The sequence below is a fragment of the Lysinibacillus sp. FSL K6-0057 genome (assembly GCF_038630885.1).
Taxonomy (GTDB): Bacteria; Bacillota; Bacilli; order Bacillales_A; family Planococcaceae; genus Lysinibacillus; species Lysinibacillus fusiformis_F.
Genome location: NZ_CP152047.1, coordinates 4,211,951 through 4,236,776, shown reverse-complemented (window position 1 = coordinate 4,236,776; position 24,826 = coordinate 4,211,951). Strand labels below are relative to the sequence as shown.

Sequence of the window (24,826 nt, the reverse complement as noted above, 5' to 3'; positions counted from 1 at the left end):
TGCTTGGCATACTATTTTTATTTGAAGTTATTCAGCCATTGCTAGCGTGTAATGGCTTTTTGAGGAAATATAGGTTGGATACTTTTTCGCAAATTGCTGAAGACATTGTTTAAAGGATACTGTATTCATAAAGCTTTTGGCCAATGTCATTTCATCTGAATACAATAAAAATTGCTGGAAGTGCTGTTGAATAAATACCCTTGTTTTTTCATAATGCTTGTTGATAGAGATAGCACCATAGATTTCCTGTTGGTCAACAATGTAAATAAAATCACAAAGTACTTTATGTGTGCCATATTTAAGTTTTACCGTGACGTATAATGTTTTTTCGTCACATCGCTCTAAATCAAAATGGTGGAATGCTACTTCTACTTGATGTATAAAGCTCGAAACAGATGTATAGTTGCCATTTTTTAAAATAAACATTCTCGACACCACCTTTTCTGAAAATTATAATGACAAAAAAATAGTTTGTCTACATTTAAACTGAATATTCTGTCATTTTAGAGATTCTAATTGTTATTTTGCTTAAAGTCATAGAAATTTGTTAAACTTAAATCTGCAATATATAAAAGAAGAGAGCGAAACAAAATGAAAATTATTCACATAGATCAAAAATATCCTGAAGATTGGATTCGTGTATTAAATCATATTGCGAATTTATTTTTTGAGGATTCCAAGTTGAAGATTGAACCAAAGGGAGCAGACATGTCTGCTTCATTTGACTATCAGACTGGAGATGATTTTTCCATTTCTACAAAAGCAGTCTTAATTGTAGATGGTCAGCAATATACAAATGAATATCGTATTCAATATGAAACACCAGCAATAGGTCGTGAGCTAAATATTCGTATAAAACGTGCATTGTCACATGTATTTTTAGATGTTCTTGAACAACATACTGGGGTGCATCAACAATGGGGGATTTTAACAGGTGTACGCCCGACAAAGCTATATCATAAATTTAGAAAAGAAGGTAAAAGTGAGCAGGAAATTGCTGATCTATTAATTCGAGATTTCCGCTTATCAAAGGACAAAGTGGCACTATTAAAGGAAATTGTGGACCGACAACTAGTAACCATTCCTGATCTTGATGCGATTGGACAAGAGATCAGTGTTTATATCGGTATTCCATTCTGTCCTACCAAATGTGCATATTGCACTTTCCCAGCCTATGCGATTGGTAGCAATCGTAAGCAAGGGCGTGTTACAACTTTTTTAGATGGCTTGCATATTGAACTACGTGAAATGGGCAAATGGCTGAAGGACAATCAAATGAAAATCACCTCCATTTATTGGGGTGGTGGTACACCAACTTCAATTGAGGCGGATGAAATGGACGCCTTATATCAAACGATGTATGAATCATTCCCTAACCCTGAAACCATTCGAGAGGTTACAGTTGAAGCAGGAAGACCGGATACAATCACACCTGAAAAATTAGAAGTACTTAAAAAGTGGGGAATTGATCGTATTAGTGTAAATCCACAATCTTATACAGATGAAACATTAAAAGCCATTGGTCGTCATCATACGGTTCAGGAAACCATTGATAAGTTTTGGCTTGCAAGAGAATCAGGTATGAACAATATCAATATGGATCTCATTATTGGGCTACCGAATGAAGGAATCGAGGAATTCCAACATTCATTAGAGGAATCGGCAAAGATGCAGCCAGAGTCATTAACTGTTCATACACTATCATTTAAACGTGCGTCAGAGATGACACGCAATAAGGATAAATACAAAGTAGCCGATCGTGATACGGTTGCTGAAATGATGGAAATGGCACAGATTTGGACAAAAGAAAATGACTATGTTCCATACTATTTATATCGCCAAAAAAATATATTAGGTAATTTAGAAAATGTCGGCTATAGTAAAGCGGGAGAAGAAAGTATTTATAATATCGTTATTATGGAAGAGGTGCAGACAATCTTAGGAATTGGCTGTGGGGCATCTTCAAAATTTGTGCATCCCGAAACAGGAAGAATTACACAATTCCATAATCCGAAAGATCCTGCCGCCTATATCATGACCTTTGAAGAGGCTATTGGGAAAAAAATCGAGTTTTTAAATGAATTATATAACGAGTAAGATGAAGGCAATCTGATTTGTTCAGATTGCCTTCATTGTTTGTAGTGCTCGTAATGTACAGGCCATTTTTAGCAGAACAGCATCCTCAAAATATTGCGGATCATAGCCTGTTAATTCTCTTATTTTATTTAAGCGATAAGTAAGTGTATGACGATGAATATTCAATTGTTGTGCACAAAGCTTTAGCTGTAAATTACAGTCAAAAAATGATTGTAATGTTTCTAATTGTTTAGCGTCCAAATTTTTGAGTATACGACGGTAGAATGCTTGTACTTCCTCCGATTCACGAGGTTTAAAAAGGGAAAATAACTCGACATCTTCAAAAAAAGTCAATTCATTATGGATTGCAGAAAATTTTAGAGCTGTTCTGGCTCCCTGGTAGCTATAGGGAAGCTGGGATAATTGCTGTACCACGGGCCCTACACCAATTTGAAGGGAGGGTAGTTTTTGCTTCTGCTTGCGAAGTGCTTTTATAATGGGACGGCAATTTTGCTCCTCACAATTTGTTAGCAGGATATAGTATTCCTGTAATTGGCTATGACCTGCAAGAATAGGCTGCTTGTAAAATAAATCCTCAAAAAAGAACGGAATCGTATTTTCTACGTAAGATGCTTCACTTAAGCTTACTAAAATCACTTGAAAGGGTGCCGCTAGGGCAAAGGGTAATTTTTGAATTCGTTCATTTAAGGTTCCTTCTAGCTTACTCCCATGAACGAGTGCTTCAAATATGTAATCGTTATTCTTTCGTTGCCATTCGCTTTTAGATTCAACAATCGCTTGATGGGTCATCATCTCTGTTGTGAGTTGCACGAGATTAGCAATTTCAAGCATCTCCTCCGACTCTCCTGTTATACCAATAACACCTACTACCTCATCCTGATACATAATAGGCATATTAATGCCTGGTTTTGTATTCGGAAACAGCGCTATATTCTCTTCGTTAATAATTAAAGTCTTTTTTGTTTGTGCTACATAAAGCGCACCTTCATGAATATTTTCCACCCTCATTTTATCTCCGGAAGCTAAAATGACTCCACTTGGGCTAATGACATTAATATTGTGCCGCAAACGCAGCATCGTTTGATGGACAATTTCTTCTGCTAACTTTTTTGTCAACATGTTTATACACCCCGCATAAAAAACAGCCTGTTATATGACAGTTAAATTGTACACCTATTATAATGTTTTCTGAATTTATTGTCATTATAATAAATTGTAAGCGCTTAACATTGGGATATGAAAATTTACGTAAATATCAATGGACGACATAAGTGGAGGTAGAACATGAAAGTCATAATTAGTCCAGATTCCTACAAGGGTACTCTGTCAGCAGTTGAAGTAGCAAAAGCAATGCAGAAAGGAATTCTGGATGCAAATCAATCGATTGAAACTATTATATTACCAGTTGCAGATGGCGGAGAAGGCACACTGCAATCACTTATCGCCTCTACAAATGGTCAATATTTTTCCGTAACTGTGCTTGATCCATTGGGAAGAGCTATCCAGGCCCAATATGGTGTATTGGGCGATCAAGTAACATGTGTGATAGAAATGGCTCAAGCATCCGGGATTATGTTGTTACAAGAAAATGAGAAAAACCCTGAACTTGCTACATCTTATGGCACAGGACAATTAATTAAAGCCGCACTCGATCAGGGCTTTAGAAAATTTATTATTGGCATTGGCGGAAGTGCTACAAATGATGCGGGTATTGGCATGTTACAAGCATTAGGTGTGCGTTTAATAACAGCGGAGGGGTTAGAGCTTGAGGCTGGTGTTTCTAACCTCATGAAATTAGATGCTATAGATAGTAGTCAGTTAGATGCTAGATTAGCAGAGGCAACATTTACGATAGCTTGTGATGTTGATAATCCACTCATTGGTGAACAAGGGGCAACCGCTATTTTTGGTCCGCAAAAAGGTGTTCAAAAACATCAGATTGCCGAATTTGATCGCTGTTTAAAGCATTTTGCAGATATTGTTGAGACCGAATTTTCTATTCGATTACATGACTTTAAAGGTGCAGGAGCTGCTGGGGGAATGGGCGGCGCATTAATCGCATTTTTAAAAGGAACCTTTCATGCTGGAATTGATATTGTGCTGGATGCTGTACAGCTACAGGCTCATTTAGCAGAAGCACAGTTAGTGATAACGGGTGAGGGAAAATCCGATCTCCAAACATTACATGGTAAGGCACCATTGGGTGTAGCGAAGGCTGCTAAGCAAGCGAATGTAGAGGCAATGCTGTTATCTGGAGGAATCGATGAAAAAGCGAATGCAGCATTGCAAACGTATTTTACTATTGTTGAGTCATTGGTAGATGAGGAGATTAATGTACAACAGGCAATGCAAGAACCTGCTCACTATATTCGCTTAAAAACAAAAAGAATGATTGAGCGTTACATACAAAAGGGGGTTGACTAGATGTTGTTCATCATTATTTTAATAGGGGTATTATTTGTTGTTTTGGGAACGGCTAAGTTGAAGCTTCATCCGTTTTTAGCTTTATTAATTAGTGCTTTCTTTGTTGGGATTGCTTCAGGTATGCCATTATTGACCGTTGTGGAAAGCATTAATACTGGATTTGGAGGCTTGATGACAAGTATTGGTTTAGTCATTATCGCTGGTACCATCATAGGTTTAATATTAGAAAAATCAGGTGCTGCTTATCGTATGGCAGAAGTAGTGTTACGCATTGTAGGACCTAAACGCCCGCAATTAGCGATGTCTTTAATCGGTTATATCGTTTCCATACCAGTATTTTGTGATTCAGGCTTTATTATTTTATCTAGCTTACAAAAATCATTGGCAAAGCGAGCAAATGTCACGATTGCATCCATGGCAGTAGCTTTAGCAACGGGCTTATTTGCGACGCATGTATTAGTACCACCAACTCCAGGGCCTATTGCAGCAGCAGGAAATATTGGCGCAGCGGATTATTTAGGAACAGTCATTGTTATTGGTTTACTAGTAGCGATACCAGCGACATTTGTAGGTTATCTCTGGTCAGTGAAAGTAGCGACAAAAATTCGAGTACCTGAAGATGAGGTAGAGGCATTAGATTATGAGGAAGTCATTAAATCCTTTGGTAAAATGCCCTCAACATTTAAAGCGTTTTTACCAATCGTTCTGCCGATTGTGTTAATCGGTCTTGGTTCTATAGCAGCATTAGTTGGTGATACGGAATCCACTTTCAATACAATCTTTAAATTTTTAGGTTCTCCAACAGTAGCTTTATTTTTAGGTGTAGCATCTGCATTTTTATTATTGCCGGAAATTAGTGAAACGACATTAACAGGTTGGATTGGCGAAAGCTTAAAAGAAGCGGCACCTATTTTACTTATTACAGGGGCTGGTGGTTCATTTGGTACTGTTATTAAAAACGCTGGTGTTGGAGAAATGCTTCAGGAAATGGATTTAGGTATGTTTGCCTCAGGTACGTTATTCCTTCTCGTGCCGTTTATAGTAGCAGCAGCATTGAAAACAGCCCAAGGTTCTTCCACAACAGCTCTTGTGATTACATCTACTTTAGTAGCCCCTATGCTTGTGACACTTGGAATTGAGGGAGCGGTACCATTAGCATTAGTGGTGATGGCAATAGGTGCAGGAGCAATGACCGTTAGCCATGTGAATGATAGCTTCTTCTGGGTGATTACGCAGTATAGTGGTATGGAAGTGACACAAGCCTATAGAGCGCAAACAGTGGCCACATTATTACAGGGACTTGTGACTATTATTATTACGATGATTTTATGGTGGATATTTGTTTAAAGTAAAAGGAGAGCAGCCCATGGGTAGCTCTCTTTTTGTATAATAGGAAAATAGAAAGGAAGTTAGTAGATGAAAAAAATAATAGTATTACTCCTTTGCATTTTTTTATTAGCTGGCTGTACCGAGGTAGTCAAGACAGAGAAAATTCCTGTAACAGCTGGTCATGAAATGCAGGTTCATTTTATTGATGTGGGTCAGGGGGATTCTATACTGATTGAATCACCGAATGGTAAAACAATGCTTGTAGATGGCGGAGTGAAGGGCGCAGGACAACAGATTGTTTCTTATTTAAAAGAACTTGGGATAAATAAGCTCGATATAGTAGTGGCGACACACCCAGATGCTGATCATATCGGAGGCCTTATTCCTGTATTAGATACCATGCCGATTGAGCAATTTTATGATTCAGGAAAAGTACATACCTCGCAAACCTTTGAAGAAATGCTAACACGCATTGATGAAAAAAATATTCCTTATCATGTACCGAAAACTGGTGATGAGATTGAATTTGATAAGGAAGTGAATGTGAAAGTATTAAATGCGAATGAACAGGCTACAGATAATAATGATGCCTCCATTGTCTTAAAAATGACTTATGGCAATGTCTCCTTTTTATTGACGGGAGATGCTGGAGTAGCATTAGAAAAGGACATGCTGCAGTATGATGTGACAGCAACGGTTTTAAAAGCAGGACACCACGGCTCTAACACAAGCAGCTCAGAGGAGTTCGTTCGGGCTGTAAAACCAGAAGTCACGATATTAAGTTATGGAGAAGATAATAAATATGGTCATCCACATACAGAAGTAGTAGATCGTTTGCAGGCTATTGGTAGTAAAATCTATGCCACAGCGGATTTAGGAACGATTACGGTATCCACAGATGGGGTAAACTATGCGGTGAATGGGAAGGAAACTTCTAAAGTAGAAACTGGCACAAAACCATCTAAAGTAGAGGCACCGCCAATAGCTATTGAGATCGTTAGCAAGGATCTAGTCACTGAAATTGTAGGTATTAAAAATAGTGGACAACAAGCGGTATCTTTAAAAGATTGGCAGCTTATTTCAATTGAAGGACATCAAGTTTTTAATTTCCCTAATTTTTCTTTACAGCCAGGGAAAACAATATATATTACTAGTGGAACCAATGCGCGAGAAGGGCAAAATTATTTGAAATGGACAACTAAACAGATTTGGTTAAATGATGGAGATGCTGCGCAATTACGCAATGAGAAAGGGGAACTTGTCAGTGAGCTCGAATAAATACACATTAGACCGTATTGAAGATGGCTATGCGGTTTTCTTAAAGTTTCCAGAGGAAGAGGAACAACTCATTATTTCACAGTCAGCCATGAACAAGCCAGTGCGAGTAGGTGATCGTGTTCAGATAGAAGAAAAAGATGGCATTTACTATATTGAAATTTTACAAGATGAAACACAACAAAAAAGAGCAGACATTCAAAGTTTAATGAACCGTTTGCGTAATAAACATAATTAATAGATGACAAGCTGTGAAGATTTGACGCACAGCTTGTTTTTAGATAGAGGAATTGTACATAATTTGTTATCCTAAATATTTTGAAAATATGCTAAAATAGTAGTATTAATCGGGAGCTAGGAGCGGACAAAATGTCGATAAATACAATTATTTTTGATTTAGATGATACACTACTATGGGATAAAAAATCGGTCAAAACAGCTTTTGAAAAAACATGTGACTATGCAGCAACAGTACATAATGTGAATCCTGCTGAGTTAGAGGAAGCTGTTCGCCGAGAGGCACGTGCTTTGTATGAAGGGTATGAAACATATGATTATACGGTTTTAATTGGTATCAATCCATTTGAAGGGCTTTGGGGAACGTTTGACGACTCGACGGATTCCTTCCAAAAAATGAAAGAAATTGTTCCTAGTTATCGTGCAGCGGCTTGGACAAAAGGGTTAGCTACTCTTGGTATTGAGGATACAGCGTTTGGAGCAGAGCTAGGAGAGCGCTTTGTAGCCGAGCGTAAAGTAGCGCCATTTTTATACGAAGATACTTTTGCAGTGTTAGATGAATTAAAAGGAAAATATCAGCTTGTATTGCTAACAAATGGCGCACCAAGTTTGCAAAATTTAAAGCTAGAAATTACACCAGAAATTGCACCATATTTTGATCATATTATTATTTCAGGAGACTTTGGTAAAGGTAAGCCGGACGCATCTATTTTTGAGTATGTGATGGAGAAAGCAGGCATTACAGCTGACGAGGCAATTATGGTTGGTGACAATCTTAATACTGATATTTTGGGTTCATCTCGTGTCGGAATGCGCAATGTATGGATTAATCGTGAAAACAATATCGCCAATGGGGCTGTGACACCTACCTATGAGGTAGACTCTTTGACAGCATTGTTGGAGCTTATAAATAAGCTATAATATAAAAATGTACTGATCCCTCATGGAGTCAGTACATTTTTTTGTTAAAAATAGACATTCAGTCCAAGATATAAACATGTAAAAGCTATAGCTATACAAAGCTGGACAAGAGCGCTAGCTATTAAGTAACCCTGAGGTTCACCAGCCTTTTTACGATAATAGATTTGCATAAAGGAGTAGAGTGAGAAAAGGCCATAAATAATTACTGCATGAATAGTATGGTGTACAAGATAGATACCAAATGAAATACCTCCAAACAACACGAGCATGATGGCATTGGCAATAGCATGCTCAACTGTCGCAGCGAAAAAGCGACGTTCTGTATGAGGCATTCTTTTTTTAGCAATCCATAGGATGAAATGCATAAGTAGGATGAAACTGTTCCCAATAATAAGTTTCGTCGACCGCTCCTCATCATAAAAATAGCGTAGTGAGTCAAATGACTCTTCAATCACAAAGGCTTGCTTAGTTTCAACATTGAAGAAAATCTTATTATTGAGTACCTTCCATTTCTCTTGTGTACGGTCATTATAGAGAACCAAAATATCATAGATAGTACCACTTTTCCACTGACTAGCGGATATTGTTACAGGAGAAGCGTTGTCCCAATTTTGTTGTAGCTGTGTGATAGCCTTTGAATGAGCATAGCATTGCTGAGGAACATACAGGCAAGAATCCTGTGCTATAAAGGTTTCCTTGTTCATATTCTCCTTTAAATAGATTCGTTGGATTGCTTTGGAGGAATCCATTGTTGTTGGAGAATTAGTAGAACTTTGAACAAAAGATAATAGTAATATAGAAAGAACTACTATAAATAGCACTGACACAGAAGGGATTTTCCATCTATTTTTAGTCGTTTGTTTACTAATTACTGAGGGCTCTGCCATATTGCGTAATAATTTTTTTTGCTGCTGATCCGATAACATTAAATCATCTAAGTGTTGCCATGTATTCTTATCATTCTTCATCCATCTCACCTCCTAACTGTTTTTTTAATGCGATGAGTGCTCGTTTTAATGTGTTTTTTACTTTTCCCTCATTCCAGCCAAGAATAGCGCAGGTTTCCTCGATGGAAAGCCCCTCTATTTTGCGCAGAATGATCACATCACGATAGGTGATTTTTAGTATACGAATAGCAAGATATAGCATCTTGGCATCTTCTTGTTGCATCAGCCATTGATGAGGAGAAGGTGACGCTTGTTCTTCATGCTGTTGTAAAAAAGGGACAAATTGAATAATCCTTTTTCGACGATAATGATCATAGGCAAGGTTCCGTGCAGTGCACCGCAACCAAGCGAGATCGGCTCCTTCTTTTATTGTTTGGTGATGTTTCAAATAACGGACAAAGGTTTCCTGTGTATAATCCTCCGCTAATTTTTCATCATTTAGTAAGTAATATAAGTATTTAAAAATGGTGTGATTATGTAAGTAAAATATTTCTTCTATCTTCAAGCTGAACACCTCCTTTTCTTTAAAGACGAAGAACCCTTAGAAAAGTATCATTTTACCAAAATAAAAAGCAGAGAGTAGAGACTCCCTGCTTCTTGTTATTATTCATTATAGGTTAATGGCTTTTACCTCATCAATGTTTTCAAGCTGTGCCACAAAAACTAAATCTTCTTCTGTTACAACATTGTCAACCGTTAGCATCATAACCGCTGTACCACCAACCTGCGCACGACCAACCTGCATTGTCGCGATATTGATTTCTTTTTCTGCAAGCTTTGTTGCTACACGGCCAATTGCACCTGGTTTGTCAGTATTTTTAATGTAAAGAAGGTGGCCTTGTGGAATGACGTCGACAACATAGTCCTCTACTTTTACGATACGTGCACCTAAACCGTTTAATAGTGTACCCGCCACAGTATGCGTTTCGTTAGCAGTAATAATTTCAATCGTAATTAAGCTTGTAAAGCCTTTTGCTGTTGTTGTTTTGTGCTCATTAATTTTCATACCGATACGTTCAGATAAGTAACGAGCATTAACATCATTGACATGATTACCGTGATTTTTAGACAGTAAACCTTTTAACGCATTTGAAGTTAATGGACGAACATCATAGTTTGCTACTTCGCCAGCATAAGATAGGTTGATTTCTTTGACCGGCTCTGTTGTTACTTGTGATAGGAATGAACCAAGCTTTTCCGCTAATTCAAAGAAAGGCTCAACTTGTGCAAGAAGCTCTTTTGGTATAGATGGCATGTTCACTGGATTTGTTACAGTACCTGTTTTGTAAAATTTAATGATGTCATTTGATACGTCAACCGCTACAGATTCTTGTGCCTCGATTGTAGATGCTCCTAAGTGAGGCGTTGCGATCACCTGTGGCAAAGTCAGTAGCTTATGATCTGTTGCTGGTTCAGAAACAAATACATCAAGAGCTGCTCCAGCCACTTTTCCTGCTACAATTGCATCATATAAATCGTCTTCATTGATGATACCGCCACGTGCACAGTTAATAATACGTACGCCATCTTTCATCATCGCAAATTTATCTTTATTAATAAGATTGCGAGTTTCAGGTAGAAGTGGTGTATGAACTGTAATGAAATCTGCAGCTGCACAAATTTCTTCAACTGTCGCTTTTGTTACACCTAATTCTTTTGCACGCTCATCTGTTAGGAAAGGATCGTAAGCCATAACGTTCATACGTTGACCTTTTGCACGATAAGCTACTTCAACACCGATTCGACCAAAACCTACAACACCTAAAGTTTTATTTTTTAGCTCCACGCCAACATAAGATTTGCGATCCCATTTTCCATTCTTTAATGTATTAAAAGCTTGTGGAATATGACGGGCAAGTGAAGTCATCATCGCAATTGTATGCTCGGCAGCTGAGTTTGTATTACCATCTGGTGCGTTGACCACGATAATGCCATGTTCAGTAGCAGCAGCTAGGTCAATATTATCGACACCAACACCAGCACGACCAATTAATTTTAAGCTTTTAGCTGCTTCAATCACTTCACGTGTTACCGTTGTTTGAGAACGAACAAGTAATACATCTACATCTGCGATTTTAGCGATTAATTCTTCTGGTGCTAGTCCTGTGTCTACAATAATGTTTAAATCTAAATCTTGTTCCTGGCGTAATGGGAAAATACCATCCTCACTTAGTGGATCAGCGATAAATACGTTAATAGTTCTTGTTTTTGTTGCAATAGTCATTATAATTAGCTCCTTTTTCCTCATTATTGGTAGGTTGTGGCTTTTTCTACGACAGTCTGAAATTTGTAAAATTCGAACATCTTACAGCATGCAAACAATCTCCTTTCTAAATCGAAAACAATATAAAAAGCCTTCCACGCCTTACAAACACAGTTATTGTGTTGTAAGGGGCGAAAGGCTGAATAAACATTGGTTCGCGGTACCACCCTTAATCACTGCTGGAAAATTTATTCTGGCAGTCTTAGCTATATGCGTAACGTGCATGGGACGGATAAGCTTACTTTAAAGTTGTTCGGCCTATCTATTCAGGAGTGGAACTATTATCGTAGAAATCACTGATTTGCACCAACCATCAGCTCTCTTTGGATTTTCTTGCGACTAGTGTGTCTCCGTCGTTATATTTTGTGTGATTAAATTTGTTAACATCATAATCCCTATTGTTCACCTTTGTCAACGATATTTCTTAAAAACTTTAAAAATAGTGACTTCAAAAGTCTGAAAAATAACTAAAAACGAACGTTTTAAATGTTTTATCGTTTTATTGTTCGTCTTTTTGGAGGATACAATGAAAGCGCTAACGATATTTGAAAAGTCCGATAGTATCAGGTTTCTGTGCAGTTTTAGAATAAAAAAATATATGGGAATTAAATGGAATAAAATAGAGGATTTATGCTAATTGTCGATGGTTTTGTTCCAAGAAAGCGAACGTTTTTGTTTGTCACATTTTAGACAAAAATATGAATGGTAGAAGGTAAACAGACTGTGAGAGAAGAATGTTAGTTAAGGATGATTGATTTGGGGGTGTAAGAATGAAGTACGATGTTGCAATAGTTGGTGCTGGACTTGCAGGATTAGTCGCAGCTTGTGAATTAATCGATGCAAAGAAAAAAGTTCTTTTAGTAGATCAAGAGCCTGAAAATTCAATCGGGGGACAGGCATATTGGTCTTTCGGTGGAATATTTTTAGTAAATTCTCCAGAGCAAAGAAGGCTTGGGATTAAAGATAGTAAGGAACTTGCATGGCAAGATTGGCAAGGAACTGCAGGCTTTGATCGTTTAGATGATGAGGATTCTTGGGCATATAAATGGGCAAGAGCCTATGTCGATTTTGCTGCAGGGGAAAAATACGACTGGTTAAAGTCAAAGGGGATAAAGTTTTTCCCCGTTGTTGGATGGGCAGAGCGAGGAGGTTCGTTAGCAGGAGGTCATGGCAATTCAGTACCTAGGTTTCACATTGTCTGGGGAACAGGACCTGGCATTGTAAAGCCATTTGTAGATAAAGTAAAACAGGCGATGAAAGAAGGGTTTATTGACTTCAAGCCAAGACATCGTGTGGATGAATTTGTGCAGCAAGAAGGAAAGATTACAGGAATTAGCGGAACTGTACTAGCTGAAACCTTTATTAATCGAGGTGAAAAAAGTTCGAGATTAGGGATTGGGGAATTTTCCTACGAAGCGAAAGCTGTGATTGTGGCAAGTGGTGGCATTGGGGCCAATTTTGATTTAGTGAGAAAAAATTGGCCTGCTCGATTAGGGACACCTCCAAAAAATATGGTATGTGGTGTGCCGGCTTATGTTGATGGAAGAATGCTAGAGATCGCGGAACATGCTGGGGGACGTATTGTAAATCGTGATCGCATGTGGCATTACACAGAAGGATTAAGAAATTGGGACCCGATATGGCCCAACCATGGAATTCGGATATTGCCAGGTCCTTCATCCCTGTGGTTTGATGCAGAGGGGAATCGATTTCATGCACCCAATTTTCCAGGGTTCGATACGCTCAGTACGTTAGAGGCGATTCAAAAAACAGGTTACGACTATTCCTGGTTTATTTTAACGGAAAAAATTATTGAGAAAGAATTTGCTTTATCTGGCTCAGAGCAAAACCCAGATTTAACAAACAAAAGCATTGGCGATGTGCTAAAACGCATTTTGCCAGGTCCACCTGCTCCTATCCAAGCTTTTAAAAATCATGGAGAGGATTTTGTGATTGCACATGATTTAAAAGAACTCGTAGATGGAATGAATAAGCTTGCTGGGAATGACTTACTTGATTTCATGAAAATTAAAGAGCAAATCTTGGCAAGAGATCGTGAAATGGATAATAAGTTTACGAAGGATTTACAGGTAAACGCCATTCATGGGGCAAGAAATTATATTGGTGATAAATTGGTACGCGTTGCCAAGCCCCATAAAATTTTAGATACTAAAAATTGGCCTTTAATTGCCGTTCGCTTAAACATTCTAACAAGGAAAACTTTAGGTGGCTTACAAACAAATTTAAATGGCGCTGTATTGGGCATGGACGGTCAGCCAATACCTGGTTTATTTGCCGCTGGTGAAGTAAGTGGTTTCGGTGGCGGTGGTGTCCATGGCTACCGCGCTTTAGAAGGGACATTTGTCGGTGGCTGTTTATTTAGCGGACGACAGGTAGGGCGTTATTTAGCACAAGAATAGAGTGTATTTCTTTATACGAGTAAGAGCATCGTCTTGATGAACGATGCTCTTTTTGAATGGGTTGATCATGCTGAGGTAGGATCACTAAGCTGAAGTTTTTGAGCGGCAATCGCTCTGAAATGAGCACTTAGGTCACGATATGGAGCGGAAATCCACTAGAAATGAGCGCTTAGGTCATATTTTGGAGCGGAAATCCATCAGCAATGATCACTTAGCTCAAATTATTGAATGGATTAGAAATCTCATTTGCTCAAACTACAGAGAAACCATCTTCTAACAATGCATTATCTCTCCAAGTATTAACAACTTGATTGTTGGACCTCTGCAATCTTAGCAATTTGCTCTTCAACTTGTTCCTTTGTCCAACCGTTTTCCTCCACGAAGAAGTTGCGTTCGGCACGACGACAATCATCTGAACAGCTACGCATGTAAAATGCCTCATGTTTTTCTTCACACAGCATTAATTTATGACACTCTGGGTTTGCACAGTTTGTATATCGTTCAGAAGGTTCCCCAGTGAAATAATCCTTCCCAACAATGACATGCTCCACCTGATTAATCGGTACACTTCGACGACGGTCAAAAACAAACATTTGACCATCCCATAATTGGCCTTTTACTTCAGGATCTTTCGCATATGTAGCAATACCGCCATGTAATTGACCTACGCTCTTACCATAGCCCTCACGTTTTAGCCAACCAGAGAATTTTTCGCAGCGAATACCACCTGTACAATAAGTTAAGATTTTTTTATCTGCAAAATCTTCTTTATGTGCCTCCATCCAAGCAGGGAGGTCACGGAATGTTTCGATATCAGGTCGTACAGCACCTCTGAAATGACCGAGATCATATTCATAGTCATTACGGGCATCGATAATCACTGTGTTATCTTCTTGCATTTGTTCCATAAATTCTTTAGGTGTTAAATAATCACCTGTGATTTCTAACGGATTGATATCCTGTTCTAAACCTAGGTGAACAATTTCCTGACGAGGACGTACATGTATTTTTCTAAAGGTATGCCCTTCAACCTCATCAATTTTCCACATAATATCATTAAAACGAGCATCAGCCTTCATATGGTTCATGTAAGCATCTGTTTGCTCAATGGTACCTGATACAGTTCCGTTAATACCTTCGTAGCCTACTAAAATGCGACCAAGAAGCCCAATTTCTTTACACAATGCTAAATGTTCTTCTGCAAAAGCTTCAGGGTCTTCAATCGTAATATATTTATAATAAAGTAATACACGATAGTCTTTTTGTGTCAAAATACGTTACCACCTTTATGTCGATATTCGTCCTTTAATATAGCATAACAAGAGCAATTTTGCTTAGCGTAGAAGGAGTTTTCAAGAAAAACACGAATTATACATAGTGAATGACTATTCATAATTGGGGGTTATAGAGATGGAATTTTCAACGATTACTTTAGAGAAGTTAGAACGTCGTGCAACGTTAACGTTGAATCGTCCACAGGCGATGAATGCTATGGATGATGTCATGATGCGTGAACTTGCAGAATGCTTTGAGGCTCTACAACAGGAACGAGATATTCAGGTGCTTGTTATTCGGGGAGAAGGAAAGGTCTTTTCTGCGGGTGGCGATATAAAAGCAATGCTAGATGAAAGCAAACCGCTGAATATTGATGAAGCAATGGTTTATCTGACACGTATCGTGAAGGCATATTATCAGCTACCGATGATTGTGATTGCAGCAGTTCATGGTGCATCAGCAGGTTTAGGATTTAGTCTAACACTAGGGGCAGATATTGTTGTAGCCTGTGAAAATAGTAAACTTGCTATGAATTTCATTGGAATAGGACTCATTCCAGATGGTGGCGGTCATTTCTTCATGAAGGAACGTGTAGGAACGGTTAAAGCGAAACAAATGATATGGGAAGGGAAGGTATTAACAGCAAATGAAGCATTAGATGTAGGGTTAATTGATTATATTGCACCAGAGGGCACTGTATTTGCAATGGCAGATCAGCTTGTTGGGAAAATGCTTGCATCCCCTATCTCTTCCATGATTACGACGAAAAAAATTCTGCATGCACAAAATATGCCACAGCTAGAAAATATCTTAGCATTAGAGGCTGAGGGCCAGTCTGCAATGCGTAAAACAATAGATCATGTTGAGGGCATTCATGCATTTGTAGAGAAAAGAATGCCTATCTTTGTAGGGAAATAAAAATAATAAAAGGCGCGTAGCAAATAATTGACTACGTGCCTTTTATTAGCCACTAAACATGGAATAAAATTAATTTACCCGAAGCGTTTACTAGACGATGCGTTTTATCGGCAACACCTTTTTCCTCAATTTGTTGTTGTCCATTTAGTTTAGCAGCCTCATCATTTTCAAAAGTCCAAGTTTCATCAAACAATGTTTCCCCTGTTTTTTCAAAAGCTGTAAAACGATAATTCTCCATACAGACCCCACCCTTTTACTTGAATATATTTCTATTATACATAGAAGATTTATAAACTTCACGGTAAAACTAGTGAATTTTTTGATAAATTACGAAAATTGTGGAAAAAGTAAGGCAATGTTGTTTTTTTCCGTAATAGCATTTTTCATCAAACAGGAATTATGATAAAATAGAACAAATATTCGGTTTCGATTAGTCAACATATTATTACTTTGGTTTGTACGAAAGAGAGAATTATCTACTATTTGAGGTGATTGGATGTCAGCAATTCGTTTTTTCCATATGGCAGATTTACATTTAGATAGTCCATTTAAGGGCTTATTTGGCCTACCCGAACACATTTTAAAGAAAATTCGGTCAAGCACTTTTGAAGCATTCGATAAAATTATCCATAAAGCGATTCAGGAAAAACCTGACTTTTTACTAATTGTTGGAGATATTTATGATGGTGAAAATCGTAGCTTGCAAGCACAACGAAGATTTCAAGATGCAATGGAAAAGCTTTTTCAACACAATATCCCTGTGATTGTGAGCTACGGAAATCATGATCATTTAAATGGCACTTGGACACGGTTTGCTTTACCAAGTAATGTCTATGAATTACCAGCTGAGACGAGTGTGGTTCAATTAAAAATACGTGGTCAGCAAGTGAATATATATGGTTTTAGTTATCCTGAACGTCATTTAAAGGAGTCCGTTATTGAAAGCTATCCAACTGCTCAGGATCAGCAAGCCATTCATATTGGTATGCTACATGGCAGTGAGGCAGGCAATAAGACACATGATGTGTATGCCCCTTTTACAAAACAGCAGTTACTTGAAAAGAACTATCATTATTGGGCGTTAGGCCATATTCATAAACGACAGCTTTTACATCAAAACCCAGCCATTGTTTATCCAGGCAATATTCAAAGTCGACATCGTAAAGAACAAGGAATGAAAGGTTTTTATGATGTGATGTTATCCCAAACATCGACTGAACTTGATTTTATCTCTACTTCTGCTGTTGTTTATAGCACGATAGAGGTGGACTGTTCGAGTGTGGTACATGCCAATGAATTACTGAAAAGATGTGCAGAAGCCATCACAGCCAATAGGACGAAATATGGGGCATCGGTAGTAGAGCTTCATTTGCAACATATTGATGAGCAAACGGAAGCTTTATTTGAGCATGCAACAGTAGATGCTTGGTTAGAGACTATTCGAGAGGCTGAGGAAGGCATTGAGCCAATGTGTTGGGTACAAAAAATGGTGTTGCAAAAGGCAGCGAGATATTATGAGCATACAGCAACAACTCAATCCGTTGTGAGCTTAATGGAGCAGTGGGACAGTAATGAATGGAAGGATATTCTAAAAGATTTGTACCAATATGCCGGTGGTGCTAGGCTGATAGAGCCACTAAGTGAAAAGGATATTGAGAAGTTAACGCATCATGCACAAACATTATTAGCAGAAGAAATTCAAAGGGCGTGATTACATGCTGACAATACAGAAAATCCAAATATATGGCTTTGGTAAGCATGAAAATATCTCCATCTCCTTAAGTGATGGCGTCACTATTTTTTATGGATTAAATGAAGCAGGAAAAACGACGATTCAGCAGTTTATATTACAAATGCTTTTTGGTTTTCCTACAAGGCAGCAGACACAGCGCAAATATGAGCCGAAAGTTTCGACGAAATATGGGGGTCAGCTGACAATTTTGCACCCGATTTATGGCCAATGCACAATTGAACGTGTGAAAGGAAAGGCTGCTGGTGATGTTACTGTCTATTTTGAGGATGGTACAACGGGGCATGAGGAGTTGTTAGTAAAGCTTTTATATGGTTATTCTAGGGCTTCCTTCGAATCCATCTTTTCTTTTTCATTGCATGAGCTACAAGGTATTGAAAAAATGTCTGAGGAGGAGCTAACCCATTTGCTACTTGCCTCAGGTACAACAGGTATTCAGCATTTATCCACCCTTGAAAAGAAAATGGATAAAGAGGCTAGCGAGTTGTTTAAAAAGACAGGTAAAGTGCCATTGATTAATCAAAAGATTGAACAATTAAAGCAGCTTGAACGAACGATTAAACAGGAACAAGGGAAGATTCAAACATTTGAGGACAAACTACAGCAATTACAACTACTTGAGCAAAAGTTAGAGCAGCTATATGGTACGCAAAAAATGCAACAGCAACAGTGGCAGCAGTTAACTATTCAAAAGCAGGCACTACCTCTTCTTAAGCAGCAACAGACTTTACAGCAGACATTGACCAATTATCAACATGTTCAGTTTCCAGCAGAGGGTATCAGACGTTATGAACAATTAAAGGATCGTCTGTTACATGAAAGTCAACAGCTGATGCAATTAAAGGAGCAGTATCAAACATTGCAGGATAAAGTACTTGCAACAGTGGATGAGCAAACGGTCAATGAAATGGCTAGACTTATGCAAAAAGAGGCAACATGGCATCAACTGATGGTGAAAGAGCAAAATTTACATGATGATCTCTTTTTGCTTGAGCAAGAAATCGAAGCACAATTTCGTTTATTAGGTGTAAAAGAGAAAGAGGCACAAGATATACTTCTGCAAGAAACAGTTTCACTCCAACAAGAACAACAATTTCAGCTTCAATTAGGTAAGTTAGAGGAGACAGAGGAGGAGTTAAAGTTTCATCTACGTTCTCTTGAGCAGGTTCATCTAGAATTAGATGCAATTGCTAAACAGAAGCAGCGGGTCATGCAGGAGTCATTAACAAGTGAAGAAGAACATATTTTAGCACAGTGGCCCCAACAAAAACGAAAGCTTGAGCAATTACGTACTGCCAAATCGCTACGTATTAAGCAGAAGCAACCTCATTACTTTATCTGGCTTGTACTACTGCTTGGTTTCATGTCGTTTGCCTATGGTGTATTTGAAAAAAATCTAGTTGTAATGATCATCGGAGCAGTTTTATCATTGCTAACCTTTTTGTTTATTCGATATGGTAATCGAGCAGATGAGCCTACTAGTAAAGAGCACAGTTTCCTCCTACGGGAGTTAGAGCAAGAGGAAATGACAGTACAAGAAATGCTTTTAAAGAAGCATAGATACGAAGATCGTTGGTTACATGTCAATGAACAGCAAAAAGAGAAGGAGCAGCAATACACTTCTCTTGAATATAAAATTCAACAAGCGGAGGTAGAGAGTGAAGAAGCCACTCAGACACTCCAGCATTTTTTAAAGCGTTATCGCTTACAGGGAACGATAGCCCGCACGTTAATGCCCGAATTATTTATGCGTATCCGTGGTGTACAAGAACTAGCAGCTAAAAGAAACAGTACCCTAAGTCTTTTGCAAGAAGCTCAGGTAGAAAAGAACAGCATTTATGAGCAACTACAACGGGTTTTAGATGGAGCTTATGATGAACATGAAGTCTATATATATTTACGTACAGCCTACCTTGAAGCACAGCAGCATCAACAGCAAGCACAGCATGCAAAAGATCAGCTAGCTAGCCTCCAAATAAAAATGGAAGGTGGACAATCAAGAATTGATCGTTATTCAGCAGAAATGTCCGAGCTATTTAAGGAAGCGCAAATTCAAAACGAGCAGGCATATTATGAAATGCATGAGCAATCTGAGCAGAGAAGAAAAATTGTGACAGAGTTGCAAACTGTTCAGGCTCAATTATCTTCACTCAATCTTCAACAGCCAGCGAGTCTGATTGAGGACACAGTTAACGAGGACATACTTGCTTTAGAACAAGAGCAGCATTCATTGCAACTAACAATTGACCAATGTCTGGAACAACGCGCTTCTTTGCTTATGGAAAAGGAACAGCTATTAAATGATGAAAAGTATGGCCAAGTGCTTCAACAGTTTGAGCAGGAGAAAACAGAATTACAGCAGCTAGTTGAGCAATGGGCAACTAAAAAAGCTGTAGCGACAGCTATTCATGAAACCTTATTTCGTCTTCGCGAAGAAAAATTACCGCATGTGCTTGCAGAGGTAAATGCCATTTTTCGTTTACTTACAGGCGGAAGCTATGACAAACTTTCGATTCATGAGGAAGGTTATTTTGTAGCACAAGATGCTGCAGGAATACGTTATCAAATGGTCGAATTGTCACAGGCTACCAAAGAGCAAGCATATATTGCATTGCGAATGGCCCTTGCAAAAACCCTAGTGAACACGGCTCCATTTCCAATGATTATGGACGATCCTTTTGTCCATTTTGATCGAAACCGCACAGACAAAATGGTACAATTAATGAAAGAAGTAGGATATGAACGTCAAATTTTATATTTTACTTGCCATGACACAATGCTCAAACATTGGCAGCGAGAGCAAATTGTCGATATAGGAGCATTAGCAAATGAAAGGGGAGTGACGTCAACATGAAAGGGATAACGACGCTCCAAGTTGGAGAAGCAGTTGATCAATTTTTATTAATAAAACAAGCGACAAAAGGTGTTACAACCGTTGGAAAGCCATTTATGTCGCTATTATTACAAGATAAGAGTGGAGATATTGAGGCAAAGCTATGGGATACCAATGAGGACCATGAAAAGCTGTATCATGCGGAAGCTATTGTGCGTGTAGGTGGAGAGATTCATGACTATAGAGGGAAGAATCAATTGCGTATCAAATCGATTCGTGTTGCCAAGCCAGAGGAAGGAATCGCTATCCATGATTTAGTGCCGTCCTCTGCAACACCGAAAGAACAACTATATGAAGAATTAAACCAATTTTTCTTTGATATTAAAAACCCTAATATTTCTAGAATTACAAGAGCAGCTATTAAAAGGCATCAAGAGGCCATTTTAGTTTTTCCAGCAGCGACTAAAAATCATCATGACTATGCGTCAGGTTTATTAGATCATATGGTATCCATGCTCAAACTAGGTAAAGCTATTGCTGATTTATACCCAACACTTAATCGTGACCTATTATATGCAGGAATTATCTTACACGATATAGGCAAGGTTGTAGAATTATCAGGACCAGTTGCCACAACGTATACAGTGGAGGGCAATTTGTTAGGCCATATTACAATTATGGTCAATGAAATTGCTAAGATTGCTAGTGAGCTTGAAATTGAAGGTGAAGAAGTCATGCTGCTACAGCATATGGTATTGTCTCACCATGGGAAAGAAGAGTGGGGAAGCCCAAAAAAACCTATGCTTCAAGAAGCGGAAATCTTGCATTATATAGATAACATCGATGCGAAGATGAATATGTTAACAAGAGCATTAGGAAAAACAGCACCGGGTGAATTTACAGAGCGACTCTTCCCACTGGATAATCGTTCATTCTATAAGCCTACTATTTAATAGTAATATAATTCAGACCATAAACTGTTGCTACTTACTAGCTATTCGCTTTTAATTTCTCTAAGTCTAAATATTCATATGTGTAATAATAGTGGCTAACTATTGTACCAATATTAGTATTTCTTTTAGAATAGAGAGAGAAATTATAGGAATGGGGAAAAGCAATGGATACAGAGGGACTTTTTTCGCGGAAAATTAAGTTTTGGAAAAGTTTGATTTTCAAAATGATACTAGCTATTGGTATAAGTTTGTTTATAAGCTCCCATATTTCAGAGTTTGTGAGTCGTCAATTCGAAAAGGTAGTGCAATTAAATGGTAGTGCGGGTGTTGTCATTAATACATTTATTTCGTTGTTTATTGGCACAGTAATTATTTCGTTATGTACAAGGTATATCGTCTTAAGGCGTGTAAAGCGTGTGTTAAATGCTATGACACAGGCTGCTGATGGCGATTTAACAGTACGAATTGATGATCATTTGAAAGATGAAATTGGTCAATTATCGACTGAATTTAATCATATGTTGGAGCAAATTGGCACGGTCATTGAAAAGACGAATAAAGCATCTACAGATGTATCGACTTTTACAAAGGAATTTACAACGATTACAGAGCAAAGTAGTCAAACAGTTGAAACCATTTCTAATGCAATTGGGGAGATTGCCTCCAGTGCAGAAGGACAATTGGGGCAAATGGATTTATTATCTGAATCAGCACATTTAATTACTAAAGATATGGATCATGCATCTTCTGCTGTACAGGCAGTTGCCTCTATAGCGAATGAAACAAACCAAAAAGCGGATTTAGGCTTACAGTTAATTGAGCAAACGATTGATAAAATGAATACAATTAATGAATCTGTCCATCAGTCAACAGCAGTTGTGAATGCTTTAGGTGAAAAATCAAAGGAAATTAGTACGATTGTAGCGCTGATTACAAGTATTACAGATCAAACAAACCTCCTTGCATTGAATGCCTCTATTGAAGCGGCACGTGCTGGAGAGGCTGGAAAAGGATTTGCAGTTGTAGCGGATGAGGTAAGAAAGCTAGCAGAGGAATCTGGAAGGGCTGCAGACAATATTCGAACATTAGTAGATGATATCTTAAAGCAAACCTCCAGTGCTGTTTATGCTATTAATAGTGGAACACAGTTTGTGGAGGAAGGGCGTGAGGCTGTTGAACAGACAGGCGATGCCTTTAAAAATATTGTCGTATATTTGCAACAGATTAGTCATCGTACAAAGGAAGTAACGGATATTGTATTGCGTGTCAATGAAAAGGCAAGCCAAACGGACGATGCTGTAAAAGAAATTGTAGGTATTGCGAATGGTACGTCTTCAGGCATACAGCACATAGCTTTATCAATCGAGCAACAAAGCGCCTCTAATGAGGAAATCGCAAGCGCGGCAAATGTACTTCAAACAATGTCAAATGACTTACAAGCTGAAATTAGTCAGTTTAAAGTAAAATAGAGAAGAAAAAAGAAGCATCTGATGTGTCAGATGCTTCTTTTCATGTTGTTGCAAAAAGATGATGTCAACGGCAGAAAAAGCAACTTTGCAAGGTGAGAGGTTGATTTCCGTTCCGCCAGCGTCCTTTCCAGGGGGCGTCCGATGAGCCGCTTCACTCACTTCCGTTCGCTCCAGGGTCTCCTCTGTGACGCTAAATCTCCTAGGAGTGACGCTGGCTCCACTCCAATCAACCATTCTGCAAAAGTGGCTTTTCCTTTATCTTTCATACTAGCTAGCCGTAGTAATCAAATTAGCCTATTATTTGTATGATTAGAGAAAGGATAGACTCTTAATTTCATTGCGAAGAAGTGATGAGTGTCAAAAGCCCTCCATAAAATGGGGAGTGAAGACCTTCACTTTATTTGAAAACCTTTGCTAAAAAGTTAACATTTTGTAGGTTGGAGTGGAGGGCTACTTGACTCCCGTGGGATAGCGAGACAGACGAGCCACTAAACGGAGCGGGAGCGGAGGAAGCGGCTCGGCGCTCGCCCACAGGAAAGCAAGTAGCCTGCAACGGAAACCATTTTCACCTTTCACAAAAATTCTATTGATTGTTTTGTTTTTCAACACTAAGAAAAGAAGCATCTAAAATGTCAGATGCTTCTTTTTGTTATAGATATTAACACTAGTCTCTAATTTATTTAGATTCCTTGTCAGTATCTTCTGCTTTGTCTTCAGAATCTTCTTTTGCAGCATTTTCTTCAGCTTTTTTAGCTGCTTCTTCAGCTGCTTTTGCTTGTTCTTCACTTGTTGTTGTGAAGAATTCTAGTGAATCTTTTAAATCTTTATCAGAAGTTTTAACATCTGCATCTTTTGCCATTTTTGCAATGATGTCTTTTAGAATCGTTTGAGCTTCACCAGTTTGATTCAGTTTATTTAACATAGTTGAGCGAATGTTTTCTTCTTCATCTTTAAATGAACCAACACCCTTAACATCACGCTTGTCCGTAATTTCAATTACGTGATAACCAAAGCTAGATTTTACTGGCTCACTTAATGTATTTAATTCAAGAGCATAAGCAGCATCGTTAAACTCGTCTACCATTGAACCTACAGAGAACCATCCAAGCTCTCCACCTTTTTGAGCAGAGCCAGTGTCAGTTGAGTACTCTTTTGCTACGTCCTCAAACTTAGCGCCACCCTTGATTTTTTCAATCACTTCTTTAGCTGTTTTTTCATCTGCTACTAAAATATGACGACCATTTAGTTCTGTTTTCATTTGCTCGTAGTATTTTTTCACATCTTCTTCTTTAATAGCTTGATCTTTTAAAGCTTTTTCTTGAAGAAGTTGGACACGTAAAGAATCTTTAAAGCCTTGTTCTGTTAAGCCACTTTCAGCAAGTGCTTGTGTAAAGCCATCACCAAATTGTGATGCAGTTGTGTCATAAGCTTCTTTGATTTCTTTATCTGTTACTTCATATTTGTCAGCTAAAACTTTTTCAGTCACCATTTGCTGCATTACATATGAGCCTGTTAAAGCTTTTGCCTTTTCATTAAAATCAGCTACTGAAATATCGCCCACTTTAGAAGTAACGATTGCTTTGCTGTCTCCGCCGCTACAAGCACCAAGCGCTAATACAGACGCAGCTAAAGTTAAAGATAAAACTGTCTTTTTCATAGTGGATATTCTCTCCTAACATGGTTTCGTCCATTTTTTACTATAACATAAACGATTT

General features: G+C 38.3%; 20 protein-coding genes. 12 read left to right on the top strand and 8 right to left on the bottom strand.

Features of this window, described 5'->3' with window-relative positions; all coding sequences use genetic code 11:
- Positions 1 to 27: 27 nt before the first annotated feature.
- Positions 28 to 426: a hypothetical protein gene (locus MHB40_RS21150; protein ID WP_205445525.1), complete on the bottom strand. Its 399-nt coding sequence runs from the start codon at positions 424 to 426 to the stop codon at positions 28 to 30.
- A 165-nt stretch (positions 427 to 591) separates the two neighbouring features.
- Here MHB40_RS21150 and MHB40_RS21145 point away from each other — a divergent pair, with 165 nt between their 5' ends.
- Positions 592 to 2,097: a coproporphyrinogen III oxidase gene (locus MHB40_RS21145; protein ID WP_342533425.1), complete on the top strand. Its 1,506-nt coding sequence runs from the start codon at positions 592 to 594 to the stop codon at positions 2,095 to 2,097.
- A gap of 21 nt (positions 2,098 to 2,118) precedes the next feature.
- On the opposite strand, the gene MHB40_RS21140 is transcribed toward MHB40_RS21145, so the two are convergent.
- Complete coding sequence (locus MHB40_RS21140) at positions 2,119 to 3,216, bottom strand: sugar diacid recognition domain-containing protein (RefSeq protein WP_342533424.1); 1,098 nt, start codon at positions 3,214 to 3,216, stop codon at positions 2,119 to 2,121.
- Positions 3,217 to 3,381: 165 nt separating this feature from the next.
- On the opposite strand from MHB40_RS21140, the gene MHB40_RS21135 reads away from it, so the two are divergent.
- The 5 genes from MHB40_RS21135 to MHB40_RS21115 all read left to right on the top strand — a co-directional run bounded on the left by MHB40_RS21135 (position 3,382) and on the right by MHB40_RS21115 (position 8,283).
- Positions 3,382 to 4,521, top strand: a complete 1,140-nt coding sequence (locus tag MHB40_RS21135) for a glycerate kinase (RefSeq protein WP_342533423.1) — start codon at positions 3,382 to 3,384, stop codon at positions 4,519 to 4,521.
- On the top strand, positions 4,522 to 5,868 hold the full coding sequence (locus tag MHB40_RS21130; protein WP_342441569.1) for a GntP family permease: 1,347 nt from the start codon (positions 4,522 to 4,524) through the stop codon (positions 5,866 to 5,868). It begins immediately after the preceding gene.
- Positions 5,869 to 5,937: 69 nt separating this feature from the next.
- Positions 5,938 to 7,128, top strand: a complete 1,191-nt coding sequence (locus MHB40_RS21125) for an MBL fold metallo-hydrolase (RefSeq protein ID WP_342533422.1) — start codon at positions 5,938 to 5,940, stop codon at positions 7,126 to 7,128.
- A complete protein-coding gene (locus tag MHB40_RS21120) occupies positions 7,115 to 7,363 on the top strand; it encodes a DUF3006 domain-containing protein (protein ID WP_342533421.1) in 249 nt (82 codons plus the stop codon). Before MHB40_RS21125 ends, MHB40_RS21120 begins: the two co-directional genes overlap by 14 nt.
- Positions 7,364 to 7,494: 131 nt before the next feature.
- Entirely contained in the window at positions 7,495 to 8,283 is a 789-nt protein-coding gene (locus MHB40_RS21115; protein WP_342533420.1) for an HAD family hydrolase, read from the top strand.
- Positions 8,284 to 8,327: 44 nt separating this feature from the next.
- Here the strand turns inward: MHB40_RS21115 and MHB40_RS21110 are convergent, their stop codons facing one another.
- From MHB40_RS21110 to serA, 3 genes are all read right to left on the bottom strand, one after another.
- Entirely contained in the window at positions 8,328 to 9,251 is a 924-nt protein-coding gene (locus tag MHB40_RS21110; protein ID WP_342533419.1) for a hypothetical protein, read from the bottom strand.
- Positions 9,241 to 9,744 carry an RNA polymerase sigma factor gene (locus MHB40_RS21105; protein WP_342533418.1) on the bottom strand — a complete coding sequence of 168 codons (504 nt, stop codon included), beginning with the start codon at positions 9,742 to 9,744 and terminating at the stop codon, positions 9,241 to 9,243. Before MHB40_RS21105 ends, MHB40_RS21110 begins: the two co-directional genes overlap by 11 nt.
- Before the next feature lie 96 nt (positions 9,745 to 9,840).
- On the bottom strand, positions 9,841 to 11,454 hold the full coding sequence (gene serA, locus MHB40_RS21100; RefSeq protein ID WP_205445511.1) for a phosphoglycerate dehydrogenase: 1,614 nt from the start codon (positions 11,452 to 11,454) through the stop codon (positions 9,841 to 9,843).
- 809 nt (positions 11,455 to 12,263) lie between these two features.
- On the opposite strand from serA, the gene MHB40_RS21095 reads away from it, so the two are divergent.
- Positions 12,264 to 13,913 carry an FAD-binding dehydrogenase gene (locus MHB40_RS21095; RefSeq protein WP_342533417.1) on the top strand — a complete coding sequence of 550 codons (1,650 nt, stop codon included), beginning with the start codon at positions 12,264 to 12,266 and terminating at the stop codon, positions 13,911 to 13,913.
- A gap of 299 nt (positions 13,914 to 14,212) precedes the next feature.
- Here the strand turns inward: MHB40_RS21095 and MHB40_RS21090 are convergent, their stop codons facing one another.
- A complete protein-coding gene (locus tag MHB40_RS21090) occupies positions 14,213 to 15,184 on the bottom strand; it encodes a rhodanese-related sulfurtransferase (RefSeq protein ID WP_342533416.1) in 972 nt (323 codons plus the stop codon).
- 139 nt (positions 15,185 to 15,323) lie between these two features.
- On the opposite strand from MHB40_RS21090, the gene MHB40_RS21085 reads away from it, so the two are divergent.
- Positions 15,324 to 16,106: an enoyl-CoA hydratase gene (locus MHB40_RS21085; protein WP_342533415.1), complete on the top strand. Its 783-nt coding sequence runs from the start codon at positions 15,324 to 15,326 to the stop codon at positions 16,104 to 16,106.
- A 52-nt stretch (positions 16,107 to 16,158) separates the two neighbouring features.
- On the opposite strand, the gene MHB40_RS21080 is transcribed toward MHB40_RS21085, so the two are convergent.
- Positions 16,159 to 16,344 (bottom strand): YhzD family protein, encoded by a 186-nt coding sequence (locus MHB40_RS21080; RefSeq protein WP_036075853.1) that lies wholly within the window; start codon positions 16,342 to 16,344, stop codon positions 16,159 to 16,161.
- A gap of 258 nt (positions 16,345 to 16,602) precedes the next feature.
- Here MHB40_RS21080 and MHB40_RS21075 point away from each other — a divergent pair, with 258 nt between their 5' ends.
- From MHB40_RS21075 to MHB40_RS21060, 4 genes are all read left to right on the top strand, one after another.
- Positions 16,603 to 17,817: a DNA repair exonuclease gene (locus MHB40_RS21075; RefSeq protein ID WP_342533414.1), complete on the top strand. Its 1,215-nt coding sequence runs from the start codon at positions 16,603 to 16,605 to the stop codon at positions 17,815 to 17,817.
- 4 nt (positions 17,818 to 17,821) lie between these two features.
- Complete coding sequence (locus tag MHB40_RS21070) at positions 17,822 to 20,710, top strand: AAA family ATPase (RefSeq protein ID WP_342533413.1); 2,889 nt, start codon at positions 17,822 to 17,824, stop codon at positions 20,708 to 20,710.
- Entirely contained in the window at positions 20,707 to 21,642 is a 936-nt protein-coding gene (gene yhaM / locus MHB40_RS21065) for a 3'-5' exoribonuclease YhaM (protein ID WP_205445501.1), read from the top strand. The genes MHB40_RS21070 and yhaM overlap by 4 nt, the downstream gene beginning before the upstream one ends.
- Before the next feature lie 278 nt (positions 21,643 to 21,920).
- A complete protein-coding gene (locus MHB40_RS21060) occupies positions 21,921 to 23,111 on the top strand; it encodes a methyl-accepting chemotaxis protein (RefSeq protein WP_342533412.1) in 1,191 nt (396 codons plus the stop codon).
- Positions 23,112 to 23,787: 676 nt separating this feature from the next.
- On the opposite strand, the gene MHB40_RS21055 is transcribed toward MHB40_RS21060, so the two are convergent.
- Positions 23,788 to 24,768, bottom strand: coding sequence for a peptidylprolyl isomerase (locus MHB40_RS21055; RefSeq protein WP_205445498.1), 981 nt, complete (start codon positions 24,766 to 24,768; stop codon positions 23,788 to 23,790).
- Between the last annotated feature and the right edge of the window lie 58 nt (positions 24,769 to 24,826).